Below are 18,061 nucleotides of genomic sequence, written 5' to 3'. Positions count from 1 at the left end.
AAAGAACGTTTTATTGTTAAGAATGATTGCTGTTACACTTCGTATGGAAAAGTTCCATGTGCACATGTTGTTGTACACAAGCCAACAACATAACTGACGCATTTTTTTTCAAGCCCTGTTTCATTGTCGATGATAAGAGCTATGTCTGGACGAGGATACGATTAAAAAAATGAAACGATAAAAAAGGTTAATATTTGATGATTCATTTGACCTTTATTTCTGAAATTAATTGATCTTCGAGATATAATTCCATTCTGTCAAACTTAGAGAGTTTGCCTACGCCTTGTGGAGTGCCTGTATATATGATATCATCACGCCTTAACTGAATGTAGTGACTTAAAAATGATATTATTTTCTCAAAGCTAAAGATCATATTTTTCATATTGCCAACTTGTCTCGTTTCGCCATTCAACTTCATTGTAAAGGTTATTGGGTTGTTTATTTTTTCTTTGTTTATGAAGTCGGAGACGTATGCGGCTCCTTTAAAGCCTTTAGATAAAAGCCAAGGAAGCTTTTTTTCTTTCAGTTTCGTTTGCAAATCTCTTGCGGTTAGATCAAGACCTATTGCTATGGCATCATAACATGCTTCAGCTTCCCTCTCATTGACCATAAAGGTATCCTGTGAGATTCTGAGCACAATTTCAGTTTCGAAATGAATTTCTTTGGAAAAATCAGGAAGATCAATTTGATTTCCTAAGATGAGTGAACTATTCGGTTTGCTAAAGATAACAGGTTCATCTTGAACAACATTACCCAGTTCATGTGCATGTTTAACATAATTATATCCGACGCAGTAAATATTATTAATCATAGGAAATCTCCAAATTCTTCTTTTATATCGAAAAGATATCACTAGGGAAACAATATCTTTTCTCATATCGATCTATGAGCTTTGTAAAAAATATGCATTGTGTGGATTAATGATCAATTATTGATAATAAACAGTCAGCATTGTCTCTCCAAGTTTTGAATGAGAGAGTGGGCTATTGGGTGTTTTTACAGGAAGAACATCAAGGAACGCGTGGAGAATTCAGGATTTTTGCCTAGATGCTTCTCTAAGAAATCAAAATCGCTGAGGATTTTATCCTTTGCGGTATTCATAAAGATAGCTTTTTCTTACTCTTTTTGAGGAATCCTGAATTAATCATTTCTATATGTTTTGTTGGGAAGAGGCCAATGTCGTGATATCATATTAGATTATCTTGGATGTGTATTCATATCTTTTAAAATTTTGAAGTTGAGTGATTTAGCAAGAGCTTCATTAGTATATGGTTCATAGGTAATAATTTTGAATCCAAAAGGCTTTAACGTTCTAGCGTTGCTTTCCCTATTTTTTTTGAATTCGGCTAACTCAATGGTTTTATGCTTTGAACGGAACATTTTAAGATTGTTTTCTTGCTATGTTTTATTATATTTTTTGCTAAATCGTCAGTGACTTTATCTATACAAGAAGGATATTAGCCAATTCAACACTGTGTTTTTTAGCTACTTTTTCTGTTATTTTTGCATGTCAGATTAATAAGACATCAATTTTTCTCAGATTTTTTAAACTCACTCATTTGAGTTATTCTATCGGTTATAGCAATTTTCATTGTCATTTTTCTCTATAATCGATAAGTATCAAATCTCTAAAGTCGTCTTCATCAGTTCAGTGAATGCATCAATAATGGCAATCTAACACGGTAATTTGATGGTTGAAAGAAGCTTTCTGGATGTGAAGCTGGCGGAGTATTTTAATAAAAAAAATGATAAATAATTATTATGCATCAATATGTTGTATAAAATTATCATTTTTGAGATTAATAACCTAATTATGCACCATTTTTTTAAGCGCTCTTTGCAAATCATCAGTGAAAACTTTTTTGTACTGAAAATTTATTGATAACTTAATTTTTGTACATTCATTCTTTCCGCTTAAAAAATATAAAATAAGGACAATACAATTAAGTTATCAATTTCTTATTCTTTTCACTTTCTCATCATGAAGAAAAATCTTTTTACTTAACCTTATGGATCAAAAGAATTAGCTTTTTTCTGGTAACACAAGTGGAGAAATAAGAATTTTAGATATGTTTCGGCGTTCCATTTCAACCACTTTAAAGCGTAAACCATCGGTTTCAAAACTTTCCCCTTCGTTCGGCAAATGACCAAATTGCCAAAGCATAAAGCCTGCCAGAGTCGTATAACGGTCTGCTTCATCAACAAGATTTCGTCCAAGATAACCACTTAAACGGCGGATATCAGCGTATCCCTCTACAAGAAGGCTGCCATTTTCAAGTTGTTCTGCGATCATGAGCTCTTCATCGTCATCAGGAAAATCTCCTGCAATAGCTTCAAGAATATCGGTTGGTGTTGCAATTCCTTCAAAAGAGCCATGCTCATCAACAATAATTGCAAGCTGAATCGAAGAATGGCGTAATTGTTCCATCAATCGTAAAACACTTGTGTTTTCATGAACAACAAGCGGTTCTCGCATTGCTTTTTTCCAATTAATCTTTTTACCCTCAGCCAGATTCAAAAGAAGATCTTTTGTTAACGCAACGCCAACAAATTCATCCACTTTTTCACGCGCAAGAATTAAGCGGCTATGTTTAACCTTTTGTAATTCTTCACGCATTTCATTTTCATCAGCATTTAAATCTAACCACTCAATCTCATTGCGCGGCGACATGATAGAGCGAACAGGACGATCTGCTAAATCGAGAACACCACGAATCATCTCTTTTTCTTCTGGTCTAAATAACTCAGAAGCTGCGGCTTGTTCCGCAATGACATCTACAGTTTCAGCAAGATGACTATCTTTACTTCCTCCTCCTAAGAGCCTTAAAACAGCATCAGCTGTTCTACTGCGTAGATCATTCGTTGTAATCATCTTTTCACGGTTACGACGTCCAATTTGATTAAAAGCTTCGATGAGAACAGAAAAACCAATAGCAGCATACAAATACCCTTTGGGAATATGAAAACCGAATCCTTCAACAATGAGCGTAAAACCAATCATCATCAAAAATCCAAGACAAAGGATTACAATAGTGGGATGACGATTAATAAAACGCATAAGAGAGCCCGAGCCACACATCATGACTCCCATAGCAGTAATGACTGCGATATACATAACTGTTGCTTGTTCTTTTGCAATCATACCTGTTGCGGTGATAATACTATCGAGTGAAAAAACGGCATCCAGCACCACGACTTGAACAATTACTTGCCAAAAAACAGCATAAGCAACGCCTGTTTTTCTTTCATGTGATACTCCTTCTAACCTTTCATGTAATTCTAACGTTCCTTTTGCCAGCAAAAAGGCTCCTCCACCAATTAAAATAAAGCTATGCCAACTAAAGACAAAAGTTGAAAGTGAAAGAATGACCATATCGAGTCTCATAACCCATCCAATAACTGTAAGAAGGAAAAGCCGCATGATTAATGCTAAAGTAAGACCTATCAAGCGTGCTCGGTCACGCAAATGTAGTGGCAATTTTTCAGCTAAAATTGCAATAAAGATAAGGTTATCTATTCCTAAAACAATTTCAAGGAAAACCAACGTGACCAAACCAAACCACGCATGGGGATCAGTGATCCATTCCATCATTTCTCACCTTTTAAAAGCTTAAAAGCGCGCGATTGACAAAAAAAATCATGGGCTTTTATTCGCATATTGGATCATGAATTTTGAATGTAAAAAACTTACATTCAAAGGGAAAAACAGAAAAATATTTCCTAAACGCATATGATTATTGATAAAACAAAGCGACGTCCCATTCCGCTGATAACGACAAGAAGGTTCCTCTAAATTTTGTTCGGGCATTATGCTCGATAATCCTCCAGTTATAGATTCTGTATAACAATCAGAATATTTATGTATAGAGCTTCTTATAATGGGTTTATTTTTATATAAGATCAAGTGGTCAATAGCATATTTTAAGCCTTACAGACGATGAGGCTATATAAAAAACAACAAAATATCTAGACATCCACCCTTAGGAGCGTTATAGAAACGCTCATTCTCATTTTTTGGCTCATCTTTTGGGAAGCTTATGGGTGATTAGCTCAGTCGGTAGAGCAGCTGACTCTTAATCAGCGGGTCGTGGGTTCGATCCCCTCATCACCCACCATTTATTTTATATTATAAATAATTTGTTGATTGCGTAAAACTTTTTAAGATATAAAAGGCTAAATAAAATTGGGGAGGAGGAACAATCCGATGCCACCATACTGTTTGCCAGCTCCCAATGGTATTCCAATAGCTCTTGGTACTTGAGACTCTTTATAAGCAAGAAAGGCGTTTTTAGTCTTTTTGTACAGTTTTATGCCATAAGGCTCTTCCCGTTTATAACATGCAAGCGAAGGGTTTTGATTGATTCAATGTGGAAGAGATTTGAAATGAGAAAATTTTACAGTATTCAAGGTTTTCATTCAAGTTGAATAAAGATAAATTATATTTATAAATCAATATGTTATATGTTATATAAACGATTGTTTTTTACACGGATAACTATTTTCAAGTTTATGGGCATTTTTTTTGAAGGAAAATAGATAAATATTTCTCTGTTTTTTTAGAATCAGCTTCTTATAAAGGGGGCATTTCAAGTTCGAAGGCAAAAAGATAAATAAAAAATAATGATTGTATTAATTTACAGATGCAACTGAACTCCGGCAATGATTATATCATTGATAGGCACACAAAAAAAGAATCATAGACAGTCTTTTATTTATTTAGGGGGTGTTTTAGGGGCTCTTTTCCAATATTGTTGCGCTTCAAAGATGGCGACCACGAATAATGAAATGATGAGTGGTATGATCAAATACAGTATTCTAAAAACAATAAGTGCTGCGATAACATCGGTTGGGTTTATATGGGGCATACCTGTTATGAAGAGCGCTTCAAGAACACCCACGCCTCCTGCTGGAGCATTGGAGAGAAGCGTTATCGTAAAAGATGCTAAGAAAACGCCAAGAACAGAAATAAAATGAATATCTGCATTGTAGGGGAGAACAGCATATATAATTCCTGCTGCTCCTAAAAGCTCTAGAGGGCTAATGAGGAGCTGTTGAATAACAATTTTTAGCCGTGGATAGGAAAGCTGAATTTTCTTGCCCAAGCGTAAGGGTTTCAATTGAAGCCAACTCCCAAACGTATAAAGTGCTATGCAACTGAGTAAAATGGCCCCAACTGTCGTTCCAAGCCATTCAGGAAGCTCTTCATGAATGAGGGTGATAATTTCGGGTTGCAGAACCAACACGATCCCTAACAGTAAGATTGTGCCGATGACAAAAGTAAAAGAACAAAAACCTACTAATATGGCGATTTCTGTTCCATTTAATCCTTTCATTTTATAGGCACGATAACGCACGACGGCACCAGAAAAAACGGAAGCACCGATATTGTGTGAAAGAGCGTAAGTTGTAAATGAACAGATAGCGATGAAAATCCAAGAAATTTTATGGCCTAGATGTTGCAAGGCAATACGATCGTAGCCAGCAAGAGCAGCATAAGCAAGCAGGGAACATAAACAGGCTAATAACCAGTGCTGTGCATTTAAATCGCTCAAGCGTTCCAATACGTCTGTGAACGAAATGGCAGAGAGCTTTATATAAAGAATCCGAATAGATATCAGCATTGCTAAGATACCAATTAAGGGCCATATAAATTGCTTTATTTTCACGCTTCTTTATCCATTTTTAGTTTTCTATAAATTTTCATGATTATGCATATTTTTTACAGACCTTTGTTCTGTTATATGCCCTATAATGCCATTGGCAATTTCTTCATCATCCGTTACTACAACATCAGCCCCTAAATCAATGAGATAAGCTGTTTCTGTGTCGGATAATGCATGTGTGATTATCTGGATATCCTTCTGCATATCACGTATATTCACGATACATTCTCCGACTTCAATGGTACTTCGCATTGTAATAACAACTTTATGTGCATTATTTATATTGGCTGCGTTCATTATTTCTTGTTGAATGATATTACCACAAATAACCTCAAAGCCATCGGCAATTGCTTTATCAGCGAGGCGTTTTGATTCTTCCACAATCACTATGGGTTGATCTCTATTTACTAAAGATAATGCAATACATTGACCAATACGACCATAGCCAATAATGACGATATGGTTGTTTTTTATGGTCATTGGTAAAAAATCTTGGTCAGGATCTTGTGGATCAATATCAATAATTGTTTGGGTATTTTGTGAAGAGACAGAAATTTTTTCTAGACGTTTTTTTATTTTGTTACAGGCAATGAAAACAAGAGGATTGAGCAAAATAGAAAAAATTGCTCCTCCAAGAATTAAATCATGAGCGTCATTGTTTAAAAGTCCTAAGCTTAGACTTAAACCAGCAAGGATAAAGGAAAATTCTCCGATTTGAGCAAGGCTTGCAGCAATCGTCAAAGCCGTTGCATTCGAATAGCGAAAAGCTTTAACAATGAAAAAGGCAACAGCAGATTTTCCAATCACAATAATGAATAAGGTTGCTAAAAGAGGAAAAAAATGAGTCAAGAGTTTTCCTGGATCAAATAACATGCCTACAGAAACAAAAAAGAGAACAGAAAAGGCATCGCGTAGTGGTAAGGATTCTTCAGCAGCGCGGTGACTCAATTCTGATTCGCTCATGACCATACCGGCAAAAAAAGCACCAAGAGAAAGAGAAACACCAAATAAATGAGCGGCTCCGAAAGCTACGCCTAGGGCAATGGCAAAGACGCTGAGACGGAATAATTCACGTGATCCCGATTGTGCACTCATTTTTAAAAGCCATGGGATGACGCGTCGCCCAATGACGAGCATTAATGCGATAAATATAATGACTTTCAGGATGGTGAGACCAAAAACACCCCAAATACTTAAATCCAACCATTGAACGAGAGGGTCTAATGCTTCTTTGTTTGTATTGTTGAGGGTGCTTGCCAAGGATGGGATGAGGACAAGTATAAGGACCATTGCTAAATCCTCAATAATCAACCATCCAACGGCAATACGGCCTTTTTCTGTTTCAATAAGATGACGCTCTTGCAAAGCACGTAACAGGATAACAGTACTTGCTATGGATAAAGCAAGACCGAAGATCAAACTTTCGCTAAGACCCCATCCCATAATCAGACCAAGACATAAGCCTAAAAAAGTAGAAAATGCCATCTGGGCAATAGCAGCGGGGACAGCAATCGCTTTGACAGATAAAAGGTCTTTTAAGGAAAAGTGGAGCCCAACACCAAACATGAGCAAAATAATACCAATTTCAGCAAGTTGATTGATAATAACGGAATCTATTTTAAATCCACCTGTATTGGGGCCCACAATAACACCAGCTAACAAATAGCCTACAAGGGGTGAAATCCGCAAACGGCTAGCAATCATTCCCAAAAGAAATGCTAAACATAAACCGGCAACAATGGTTGTGATAAGTGGTGTGTCGTGGAGCATGGATTATTTACTATTCTTGATCAAAAAGCGAATGAATGAAAATGCTTCTTATTTCTTCGAGAAGAGAGGAATGATGTATCATATGTATCAAAGAACATTTTCATTTCGCTTTCGTATTTACACGATTATTTCGTTCACGCCACCAATTTCCTAGCAGGAGTAAAATAGGAGCAGCAATAAAGATAGAAGATGATGTTGCAACAATAATCCCAAAGACCATGGGCAATGCAAAATTATGAACGGCACTTCCACCCCATATCGCCATAGGAAGCATAGCAAGAATTGTTGTGGCGGATGTAAAAAAACAACGGACAAGAACTTGATTAATTGACAGATCAATCAGTTCGCGCAATGGTATTTTTTTATAAAGACGCATATTTTCGCGCATCCTATCATAGACGACAACCTTATCATTTATAGAATATCCAACAATTGTTAAGAGTGCAGCGATGGCTGTTAAATTAAAATCAAATTGAAATAAAGCAAAAAAGCCGATCATTTTTGTGGTGTCTAGAATGAGTGTGACAATGGCTCCAATAGCAAAAAACCACTCGAAGCGTAACCATATATAGAGAGTCATGGCAATAGCTGCAAGAATAACAGCCGTAAATGCAGCTGTGGCAAGTTCGCCTGAAATTTTGGGGCCAACAACTTCTATTTGATCAAATGTGGTATCAGGATAGATATTTTGTACAGCTGTTTTGACCTTATCAATGGCGATGGTTTGTTGTGCTTCGCTCCCACTTTGTTTCTGCATGCGAATGAGTACGGTGTTTTCGTTATCGATATTTTGCAGGCTAATTTCCCCAATATTAAGGGTAGAAAGCTTGGAACGCAGGGTTGCTAGGTCTGCTGGTGCTTTCGTGGTAATACTCATTTGGCTACCGCCAATAAAATCAATTCCAAAATTCAAGCCAGGCTTAAAAAAGAGAAAAACTGAAGCTATTGATAAAATAATTGAGATACCAATCCCAATGAATCGCGCTTTCATAAAGTGGAAAGTTGTATTTTGGGGGAGAATGTTGAAAGCAGAGTGAATATGCAATTTTTTAATTTTCCATTTACGAACAATCCAAATCATGATGATGCGTACAATGGTAATATTTGTGAACATGGAGATGATAATCCCAAGCAACATGGTTACGGCAAAACCACGAACGGGACCGGTACCAAACCAAAAGAGTAAAACAGTCGCTATAATTGCCGTAACATTTGCATCAACAATGGTTGCAAAAGCCTGTTTAAAACCACGATCTAGAGCTGCAAAAGCACTTACACCTTTTCGACTTTCTTCACGGATACGTTCATTGATGAGAATATTCGCATCAACGGCAATACCGATGCCTAAGATAATACCAGCTATACCAGGCAGGGTCAGCGTTGCACCGAGGAGACTGAGGGCTGCAAATGTTAAAATCGTGTGGAGCGCTAGGGCTATATTGGCAATGAGCCCCCAAATTCGGTAGAGAAGAAAAATAAAAATTGCAACAAGCATAAAACCGATTATGCCGGTGTAAAGTCCCATTTGGATCGCATCAGCGCCAAGATTTGGACCTACCGTTCTTTCTTCAATGACTGTGAGTGGAGCGGGGAGGGAACCAGCGCGGAGCAGAGCAGCTAGAGTTGAGGCTTCTTTGGGATCAAAGTTTCCTGTAATTTGACCTTGCCCATTGGGAATGACACTACTGATAGTAGGAGCGGTTAAAACCTTATGATCCAGAACAATGGCAAAAGGACGATTAATATTTTGTCGTGTTATATCGGCAAATATTTTTGCACCAGCAGAATCTAATGTAAATGAGATAATAGAACGTCCTGGCATTTGCGGGTCAAAACCAGCGCGGGCGTCTTTAAGGACATTTCCATCTAAAGCAATTTGATCATAAATTGCATAGCGTTGTGTTTCATCAGTATATCCAGGAAGAATGGAGACACCTATAGGGGGATTATTGGGGTCCACATTAGAGGGAACAAGATGAAAACTCATCTTAGCGGTTGTGCCTAAAAGATCTCGTAGTTGTTTTGGATCTTGTAAGCCAGGCAATTGGACCATAATACGGTCATTTCCAACCTTTTGGATCGCTGGTTCTGAAACACCAACTTGATCGATACGGCGACGGATGATTTCTAAGCTTTGTTCAATGGCGTTGCTTATACGATCTTTTACTCCCGCTTCTGTTAACGTGACACGAAGCATTTCATTTTGAGCACTGATGGTGATGTTATGTTCTGTTGTCCCAAAATTACTGTGTATGGGTGTTATTAATGTTTTTAAGGCTGAGAAAGCTTTTTCAGTTTGTGATGCATCAGAAATGACGGCAACAACGCTATCTTCGACTATACGAACACTTGAGGTACGGATTTGCTTTTCACGCAATGTATTGCGCACGTTGTTTAAAACGATGTGTAATTGATCGCGTTTTAACGTTTTGCTATCAACCTCAAGCAGGAGAGAAGAGCCTCCTTGAAGATCAAGACCAAGGGCTACACGGGTGTCGGGTAAGAATTTTGAATTTTTAACTTGTTCGTGTGAAAATAAATTGGGTAAGGCAATATAAATGCTGCTTAAAAGGATAAAGCAATAAAGGGTAGTTAACCAACGAGGTGTACGCATGATATATTCCGCTAATAGGCAATCTAACAGTGATTCAAAGTTAAAAGCACGAGTAAAGTAAGATGATCGTTTTATAATTCAAGGAAGAGGATTAGGTGTGTTCATGGGGAGGAGCTCGTTTATTTGAAAAATATTGCGTTTTGACGTTATGAAGTCGTTTATAAATAGCTGAAATTTTTATTAACGAGAAAGCGAACGTTACAATTTTTAGGGTTTCAGTTGTTAGTACATTCAATTGAACACACTTGTTGGGTAAATCAAATCTATTCGTTTTAATAATATTCCTAATGATATTACTGGTGTCTGATTGTTTGATTAAAGAAGCACGCGTTCCTAGATTGCTTGTCAAAAATACACCCAAACTGGATAGAAAAATCCAAGTCATCAATGGGAGCAAATTTTCTTTTTTGCAATAGAGGTACAAAAAAATCATGCGAGAGTGCCTTCTTTAATCTTATTAAGTTCAGCTTACAATTATTCCCTCTTATTATCAGTATTATAGGATAAGGGAAAGCTTTTATAAGATTATTCTACAAAAGTTGAAAATATCTGTCTTATACTATATTAAAGAAGAGGGGATAAAATCCTTTTTGTATACCTAAGGTAGATATGTATTCATTTTGTAGAAAAAATACCCATATACTTTTCCTTCTTTTGGGGATTATCGTTGTTTTTAATTCTGGTGCATGGGGAAATGAGGGGGCGCGCAATACAATTGTCGAACAGACAATAGCTTCTTATTCAGTTGATGAAATTATTCAAAAACAACAGTTGATTATTGAGAATCTTGAAGAAAATACTGAAAGTTTAAAAAGAGATTTTGACAGAAAATTAGAAGATGAGCATGCTCTGGAAGAATTGCGCTTACGTGCACAAGATATCAGTGAACGTGCGCTCGAGGCAGCATTTGTTTTGCGTTCTCCTCTTAATGAGATTAATGCACTTCTTGATCAATTAACCGAGCTTAATCATGATGTAAAAAAACTGAAAAGTTCAGTGAAGGAATACGCTTACTTGATAGAGCAAAAAGCTAAAATTAATCGTATTATGCTTCGCTTTGAAGCAATTTTTTTGGCGACAAATAGAATAGCTGAACTTTCTATTTCTCAATCTCGTGAGCTTTTTAAACGCACACTGACCGATAGGCTTGAATTTTCGATACCGATGATGAAACATCTTATCCAGAAAACAAAAGAAGCTTCATCAGATTTTCTTTTGCTGTTGAGTTCTTGGTGTGGTTTTATCTTTTATTTCAAGCTGTTACAGCTTTTTCTTTGCTTTTTGATTCCACTTTTCATCACTTTGGGGCTTTCATATTTTTCTCGTAAGATTCTTATCCATGTATATTGCCATTTTACCAAGTCTAATGAGGAAATATCCTATTTACAACGCTTATTGATCGCCTTTATTTCAGTTCTCTTACCTTCGCTTATCTGTGTTCTTTGCGTTTATCTTGTGTTGTTTTTGTTTCGTAATTTTAATTTAGATCCAGGTAAGCTTACAACTGTTTTTAATACGATCGGTTGTCAAATCATTTTAGTCTTTTTAATCAATCGCTTAGCAATTGTCCTTTTATCATCAAATATGCCCCATATACGTCTTTTCAATGTTGCACCATCATCGGCTTATCAATTGGTGATTTTACTCACTTCTTTAGGGGGTGTTTTGGCATTTGATGCTGTTTTTGATAGTATTTATCAAATTATTTCAGCGCCTCTATCTTTGACAATTGCTAAAAGTTTTATTGCTGTTTTTCTTGTCGCGATATTGCTGTTTATAATAGCATTTATCCCTTTGCGCTTTAGACTTCAGTCTTTTCTAGGAGAGAAAAGAGAAGCGTATTTTTGGCCATTTTATATACGCATTCCTTTTATTGGCTTGGGATTATTGCTCTTTGTGTTGAATTTTTTAGGCTATGTTGGTCTCGCGCGTTTTATTATGCAGCAAATTATGATTGGTGGAGCATTTTTAGTTCTCATGTATTTAGGCATAAAAAGCGCTCAAGCAATTGGGACTAAAGGACAATTTATGAAGACAACTGTTGGTCATTTTTTGATGCAGAGGTTTCATTTAGAAGAAAAAACAATGAATCAATTGGGAATTGTTTTAAGCGTTTTTCTCAATTTTTTTGTTGTTGTATTTTGTGCAATGCCAATCACTGCACAGTTTGGATTTTCCTATTCCGATTTTAAAGCAGTTTTGTGGCAATCGGTGAGCGGTTTTCAGATCGGAAATATGACTCTTTCTTTGATTTCTCTTGTCACAGGAATTATTTCTTTTGGTGTTTGTTGGTTCCTTATTCGTCGATTTATTGATTGGTTAGATCATGTAGTGTTGGACCATGGAGAATTCGATTCTGGTGTCCGTAATTCTATCAAAACAGTGATAAGTTATGGAGGCGTTGTTCTGTCTGCTTTGACAGGATTATCAATGGCAGGTTTGGATCTTAGAAATTTTGCTCTTATTGCTGGAGGCCTTTCACTTGGTATAGGTTTTGGTTTACAGAATATTGTTCAAAACTTTGTCTCTGGACTTATTATTTTAGTTGGAAGACCATTTAAAATAGGAGATTATATAGAGTCCGGATCAGTAGGGGGGGTTGTTAAGCGTATTAGTGTACGAGCAACAGAACTTGAGACTCTTCAGCGTAAAACAATTATTATTCCCAATTCAAGCCTTATTAATAATAACGTTAGTAATTGGACACGACGCAATAAAGTAGGAAGAATTGATATTCCGGTGACTGTGTCATCTAAGGTTGCTCCAGAGCATGTTGTTGAAATTTTATTAGAGATTGCTTCTTCGACAGAAGGTGTTTTAAAAAATCCTCTCCCACAGGTGAGTTTTACGGCATTTGATAATAAGAGCTTTTCTTTTAATTTAGCTATTTATGTACCTAATATTACTGCACCTTCTCATGTAACTAATACTCTTCGATTTGTCTTATATAAGCGCTTTGCTGAGGAAGGAATCTTAGAATGCTGAAATATATTTATGCTTTGATGACAAGTATTCTGTTGAATAATTTTGCCATAACGTCTTTTGCTGCAACAGTAAAAAATACGGATTTAAAGATGCAGTCTCTTATTATTGTCGAAGGAAGTATACCTTCAAAGTTTTCTTTAAATACACATCAAATCATAACAATTTGTATGAAGGGATGCTTTATCACTTTTCCTAATAAAGACCGTTTTGTAATAAAGGCAGATGACATTATAGAAATTAGTAGGGGAAGAGCAATTTTTAAATAAAATGATTGAGAACTTTTGTTTAGAGACAAGTTTTAGAAGGATAATAAACTTGCACGTGTTTATCATCTTACCTTTTGAAAATTGATAGGAAAAAACGGGTGATTTTCGTGTAAGATAGGTATTCCTCTATATATAGAGAATCTATAGTATATATTTTTGATATATAAATATTAAGTTATATTTATAATACTTTATAATAAATATTGATTTTATAAAAATAATTACATCATTTTTGGCAATTTTAAGAATTTATCTCTTTAAAAAGACGTGAAATATTACTTTTTGTGTTTTTAATGAGATAATTTAATACAAAATGTTTTTATATTTACTCATTTTAAAATATATAATAGATATTTTTATTAAATATTTATTATTTTAAGTATTTAAATTCTAATATTTTTAAATTTATTAAAATTTATTTGCTAAACTTCAATTTTAATGTAATGATGTGTTTATATAGTGATTATTTTAAATGTAACTATACAAGGAGTAAATGCAATTCTTTTGGTATAATATTTTATAAAACTTTGTTTTTCTAAATGTGAGTTTTAATTATATTTAAATTTAGCAATGGGGTATAATTTTATGAATACAAAATTTCTAACAGCATCTATTTTTTCTTTTATTTCATCTTCTATCGTACAGGCTGCCGATGTGGTGGCGCCGGAAGAGCCAGTACATCCAGTACATGTTGTTTCAGAAGTTATTGCTTCTTCATCTTTTTCTTGGGCTGGTTTTTATTTTGGAGGTCAAATTGGTGGCTTTTCAAGTAAAGTTTCTGGAACAACGCGTGATGTTGAAATCCCTCTCTATCCTAGTGAGGAGGGTAAAAATAAGCCATGGCTCCCCCTTGAAAAACAGTATACGCCTGAGCTTTCTGGATTTGTAGGTGGTTTATATGCGGGTGTTAATTTTGATCTTGGTAATAATTTGATTGTTGGGCTTGATACGGATATCCTTTTAACGGAAAAAAAGAATACAAAAACGAAATTTCAGGCTGGCGAATCGAGTACTGATGAATCTGGTACTGAAGAGACTTCGCCTGGTGGATCAGGCACTGGTACTGAAGGTACAGAAGAGAAAAGTTTGAAAAAGGTAAAACTTGTCAATTTAGAGAGTAAAGAAGAGAAAAATAGTTTAACTTTTAATCATACATTAAAACAAAAGTGGACAGGTGCCACACGGGTGCGTGTTGGATTTTCTGCTGGTCGGGTGATGCCTTATATTGCGGGTGGTGTCGCTTATGGACAGTTTGAAAATATTTTATCGACAGTCATTACAGGAAATAGTCCCTTTAATAAGACAGTGGATACTACAAAAACGATGATTGGTTATACGCTCGGTGGTGGTGTTGATTTTGCAATGACAGATAATCTTGTTGCACGTGCGGAATATCGTTACTCAGATTTTGGTAAAAAGAAATTTAAAGACGAGATTGAAGTGAAGTATAAGACGAATGATTTTCGTGCAGGAATAGCTTACAAATTCTAGTTTTTGTAGAAATAAAGAAGCTCAAGTTTAAGAGGTCCTATTTTTGATAGGACCTTTATCTTTTGAAATTTTATGCATTACCAATACTATCTCATGATAAAGAAAGAGATTGTTGATTTTGAGTGATAATGAGGAGGTAAGGAAACCTTACTCAGATTCTTAATTATTAAGAATGAAATTGCTTTGATTCATAAGGTATAACTTAAAATATTTGTGTGCAAAGAAGGGACGCTTCGCTCTTCGCATTATGACAGTTTCAATTAATAATCGTTGTAGCGTTGCTTAAAAAGCGTTTTTCTACCCAAATGATGAGAAAACAAAAAAGGCATGGAATGGTGCGGACGGCGGGACTTGAACCCGCAAGGTCTTCGACCGGCAGATTTTAAGTCTGCTATGTTTACCGTTTTCATCACGTCCGCGATGAGAGTTCTCTCATAAGCTATATCTTTTATTGAATCAAGAATTAATGACAAAAGAAAAAAAATCATTTTTTTTTCGTGAAATTTTGACTGACAATGGTTTTCTTTATCGCTAGAAGAAGCCTGTATAATATAAACAAAGCATGAAATGATCAGTGTTATGAGTAAATTTATTCAAGATGTCACAAAAGCTATGGTGGGATTACATCACGTGTTTGCTGAAACTCCCCTTCAAAGAAATGATTTTCTAAGCCAAAAATATGATGCAGAAATTTATTTGAAGCGTGAAGATTTAACACCGGTGCGGTCTTATAAGATTCGTGGTGCTTTCAATTTTGTTTCAGAAATGCTGAGCAGTATATCGTCAGATTCTGCATTTGTGTGTGCTTCAGCAGGGAATCACGCACAAGGGGTTTCTTTTGTTTGTCGTTATTTTAAACGTAAAGGCGTGATTTTTATGCCTATGACAACGCCACAACAGAAAATTGAGAAGACACGTATTTTTGGTGAAGAGTTTATTGATATTCGTTTGGTTGGTGAAACATTTGATCAATGTTATGAAGCTGCGCAATCTTTTGTCGTGGAGAACGGTGGTGTGATGGCTCCTCCGTTTGATGATATTCGCATTATTACAGGGCAAGCAACAGTGCTCTGTGAAGCTGCTTTGCAATGGAAAAAACTCAATGGAGAAAGTGAACCAGATTTAATGATTGTGCCGGTAGGGGGAGGTGGTTTGGCAAGTGGGATAAGCAAGTTCTTACGCGAATATGGTTGGAATACAAAGCTTCGTTTTGTTGAGCCCCAAAGAGCTGCAAGCTTGCTTGCTTGTTTGGAGAGTGGAAAAAGGGTCAAACTGGAAAATATTGATACTTTTGTAGATGGGGCTGCTGTGGCTGAAATTGGTGCACTAAACTATACAATTTTAAAGCATTTTTCTCCTGATTCTGTCATTACGGTTCCTGAAAATCGCGTTTGTTCTACGATGGTTGAAATGCTTAATGTAGAAGGTGTGGTTCTTGAACCTGCTGGTGCTTTATCGATTGATGCGCTTAACAGTATTCCACCTCAAGAGTTAAAGGGTAAAAAAATTATTCTTGTTATTTCAGGAGGTAATTTTGATTTTGAGCGTTTGCCAGAGATTAAAGAGCGTTCTTTACGTTTTGAAGGCTTGAGAAAATATTTTATCTTTAGTTTTCCACAACATCCTGGTGCATTGCGTCATTTTCTTTCCACATTATCACCGGATGATGATATTGTGCGCTTTGAGTATCTTAAAAAGTCAGCGAGAAATTTTGGTTCTGTATTGGTTGCGATTGAAACAAAAAAATACAACAATTTTCGTCTCTTAGAGGAAAAATTTCAAGCGTTAGGGTGGCGCTATCGTGATATTACGGATGATCAAACATTATTTGATTTTGTTATTTGAGAAATTGAAATTTTACTAAAACGAGAAGTGTAACAATGAGATCTATTTTTTATTTTGTGCTGAGTCTATTTTTCTTTTCGATTGTTCATCAACAGAGTTTAGCATCTCAGCCAACAGCACTACAAAAAACTGAACTTTCAGGAATAGTTGTTGATGTCAATAATGCTATAAAAAGTGGGGATTTTTCGCTTATATCTCATTATATGCCGGAGCGACTTTATAAAGAGATGGCACGCCGATTGAATACAACAGAGGATGCTTTACGTGGTGATTTTCTTAAACAGTTGTATAAGCAATTTGAGAATTTGCCTTCTGGTGCTTATTGTTTAGATAAAGAAAATATTGAGTATCTTCAAACAGATAACGGTACTTTATATGCTTTAATTCCAACGATCCTTGAGATGAAGGATCGCATTATTCAATATAAAACTTTGGCGATTTTTGATGAAACCCAATGGTATTTAATTTATGGTGGTCAAAAAACTTTACAAAATCCAGTTTTTCTCGAGATTTATCCTGATTTTATCAAGGTACATTTATCGATGGAGACAATCATCAAGAAATAAACGATTTAAATATTTTTTGTCGCGATAAATGTATTTCGTAGAGTCCTTGCCTTTTTATCATAATCCAAGGATAATAAAGATGAAGGTATTTAAGTTAGTGTGTTAGCTGTTGGGAAAATTATATACCTTTACCTTGATTCCAAGGTGCTCATGGGTTGCGCAGGTCGCTTTTTAAGTGTTGCTTCGTTTAAAATATCAGGGATTTCTCTTGCACGGATTCTTGAGTGGAGAGTTCAGCTGGTGATTGAGTGAAAGTTGTTCAGCTGAGGGAAGTTTTTATTTTGCCTATAAAAAAAGAAGATGTTTTTACAAAGTTGGGTTTGCCTACTCTTTTGATTAAGAATTTACGTATTTCTGGGATGAGTAAACCTAAGCCTATACAAGAACAAGCTATTCCAGTGATGTTGAAAGGACACGATATTTTAGGGATTGCACAGACAGGTTCTGGAAAAACCTTGGCATTTGGCTTACCTATTTTAAGTCAAATTTTAACTTTGGGTGATAAACGCTGTCCTAAAACTGCACGCGCTTTGATTTTAGCACCAACGCGTGAACTTGCTGTTCAGATTGATGAAGCAATTCGTACTGTGGCGAGAGGAGCACATCTTTCGACGTGTCTTATTTTTGGAGGAGTATCACGTTTAAAACAAATTAAACGTATGGAATCAGGTGTGGATGTTTTGATAGCCACTCCAGGGCGTTTGAGAGATCTTGTTCGTGAAAAGTGTGTTGATCTTTCTCAATCTCGTTTTTTGATATTGGATGAAGCAGATCGTGTGTTGGATATGGGATTTATTCATGATGTTAAGTAAATTGCAAAGCTTTTGCATCAAGAGCGTCAGACAGCACTTTTGGTCGAAC

At 35.9% G+C, this 18,061-nt stretch carries 10 protein-coding genes, 2 tRNA genes and 1 pseudogene; 7 read left to right on the top strand and 6 right to left on the bottom strand.

Translation table 11 applies throughout. The features are described 5' to 3' along the window. Window positions 1-202 precede the first annotated feature (202 nt). Both NNJ85_RS05655 and NNJ85_RS05650 read right to left on the bottom strand, forming a co-directional pair. Entirely contained in the window at window positions 203-811 is a 609-nt protein-coding gene (locus tag NNJ85_RS05655; protein ID WP_254474315.1) for a fumarylacetoacetate hydrolase family protein, read from the bottom strand. 1,212 nt (window positions 812-2,023) lie between these two features. Beyond that, a complete protein-coding gene (locus NNJ85_RS05650; protein WP_254474312.1) occupies window positions 2,024-3,592 on the bottom strand; it encodes a TerC family protein in 1,569 nt (522 codons plus the stop codon). 447 nt (window positions 3,593-4,039) lie between these two features. Here NNJ85_RS05650 and NNJ85_RS05645 point away from each other — a divergent pair. Further along, window positions 4,040-4,115 (top strand) — tRNA-Lys (locus NNJ85_RS05645). Window positions 4,116-4,712: 597 nt separating this feature from the next. On the opposite strand, the gene NNJ85_RS05640 is transcribed toward NNJ85_RS05645, so the two are convergent. The 3 genes from NNJ85_RS05640 to secD form a co-directional block, all read right to left on the bottom strand. Further along, the gene (locus NNJ85_RS05640; RefSeq protein WP_254474310.1) at window positions 4,713-5,666 is read right to left on the bottom strand and encodes a YbhN family protein; all 954 of its coding nucleotides are present in this window, start codon (window positions 5,664-5,666) and stop codon (window positions 4,713-4,715) included. A 24-nt stretch (window positions 5,667-5,690) separates the two neighbouring features. Beyond that, window positions 5,691-7,433: a YbaL family putative K(+) efflux transporter gene (ybaL, locus tag NNJ85_RS05635; RefSeq protein WP_254474308.1), complete on the bottom strand. Its 1,743-nt coding sequence runs from the start codon at window positions 7,431-7,433 to the stop codon at window positions 5,691-5,693. A 100-nt stretch (window positions 7,434-7,533) separates the two neighbouring features. After that, complete coding sequence (gene secD, locus NNJ85_RS05630; protein WP_254474306.1) at window positions 7,534-10,047, bottom strand: protein translocase subunit SecD; 2,514 nt, start codon at window positions 10,045-10,047, stop codon at window positions 7,534-7,536. Window positions 10,048-10,656: 609 nt separating this feature from the next. Here secD and NNJ85_RS05620 point away from each other — a divergent pair. From NNJ85_RS05620 to NNJ85_RS05610, 3 genes are all read left to right on the top strand, one after another. Next, a complete protein-coding gene (locus tag NNJ85_RS05620) occupies window positions 10,657-13,032 on the top strand; it encodes a mechanosensitive ion channel domain-containing protein (protein WP_254474302.1) in 2,376 nt (791 codons plus the stop codon). Then, on the top strand, window positions 13,026-13,298 hold the full coding sequence (locus NNJ85_RS05615; protein ID WP_254474300.1) for a hypothetical protein: 273 nt from the start codon (window positions 13,026-13,028) through the stop codon (window positions 13,296-13,298). Before NNJ85_RS05620 ends, NNJ85_RS05615 begins: the two co-directional genes overlap by 7 nt. 585 nt (window positions 13,299-13,883) lie before the next feature. After that, window positions 13,884-14,789 (top strand): outer membrane protein, encoded by a 906-nt coding sequence (locus tag NNJ85_RS05610; protein ID WP_254474298.1) that lies wholly within the window; start codon window positions 13,884-13,886, stop codon window positions 14,787-14,789. A 333-nt stretch (window positions 14,790-15,122) separates the two neighbouring features. On the opposite strand, the gene NNJ85_RS05605 is transcribed toward NNJ85_RS05610, so the two are convergent. Then, a tRNA-Leu gene (locus tag NNJ85_RS05605) sits at window positions 15,123-15,208 on the bottom strand. 148 nt (window positions 15,209-15,356) lie between these two features. On the opposite strand from NNJ85_RS05605, the gene ilvA reads away from it, so the two are divergent. The 3 genes and pseudogenes from ilvA to NNJ85_RS05590 all read left to right on the top strand — a co-directional run. After that, complete coding sequence (gene ilvA, locus NNJ85_RS05600) at window positions 15,357-16,634, top strand: threonine ammonia-lyase IlvA (RefSeq protein WP_254474296.1); 1,278 nt, start codon at window positions 15,357-15,359, stop codon at window positions 16,632-16,634. Window positions 16,635-16,669: 35 nt separating this feature from the next. Next, the gene (locus NNJ85_RS05595) at window positions 16,670-17,200 is read left to right on the top strand and encodes a hypothetical protein (protein WP_254474294.1); all 531 of its coding nucleotides are present in this window, start codon (window positions 16,670-16,672) and stop codon (window positions 17,198-17,200) included. A gap of 248 nt (window positions 17,201-17,448) precedes the next feature. Next, window positions 17,449-18,009 (top strand): annotated as a pseudogene (locus tag NNJ85_RS05590) (DEAD/DEAH box helicase); the annotation flags it as partial. Between the last annotated feature and the right edge of the window lie 52 nt (window positions 18,010-18,061).

This window comes from Bartonella sp. B1098, assembly GCF_944896145.1.
Taxonomy (GTDB): domain Bacteria; phylum Pseudomonadota; class Alphaproteobacteria; order Rhizobiales; family Rhizobiaceae; genus Bartonella.
The sequence above is the reverse complement of the archived record's forward strand: the minus strand, read 5'-3'. Positions and strand labels throughout refer to the sequence as shown.

Coding starts and splice junctions, on each gene's coding strand:
- NNJ85_RS05615 (WP_254474300.1), top strand. CDS start 13,026: ATGCTGAAATATATTTATGCTTTGATGACAAGTATTCTGTTGAATAAT.
- ilvA (WP_254474296.1), top strand. CDS start 15,357: ATGATCAGTGTTATGAGTAAATTTATTCAAGATGTCACAAAAGCTATG.
- NNJ85_RS05620 (WP_254474302.1), top strand. CDS start 10,657: ATGTATTCATTTTGTAGAAAAAATACCCATATACTTTTCCTTCTTTTG.
- NNJ85_RS05655 (WP_254474315.1), bottom strand. CDS start 811: ATGATTAATAATATTTACTGCGTCGGATATAATTATGTTAAACATGCA.
- secD (WP_254474306.1), bottom strand. CDS start 10,047: ATGCGTACACCTCGTTGGTTAACTACCCTTTATTGCTTTATCCTTTTA.
- NNJ85_RS05595 (WP_254474294.1), top strand. CDS start 16,670: ATGAGATCTATTTTTTATTTTGTGCTGAGTCTATTTTTCTTTTCGATT.
- NNJ85_RS05610 (WP_254474298.1), top strand. CDS start 13,884: ATGAATACAAAATTTCTAACAGCATCTATTTTTTCTTTTATTTCATCT.
- NNJ85_RS05650 (WP_254474312.1), bottom strand. CDS start 3,592: ATGATGGAATGGATCACTGATCCCCATGCGTGGTTTGGTTTGGTCACG.
- ybaL (WP_254474308.1), bottom strand. CDS start 7,433: ATGCTCCACGACACACCACTTATCACAACCATTGTTGCCGGTTTATGT.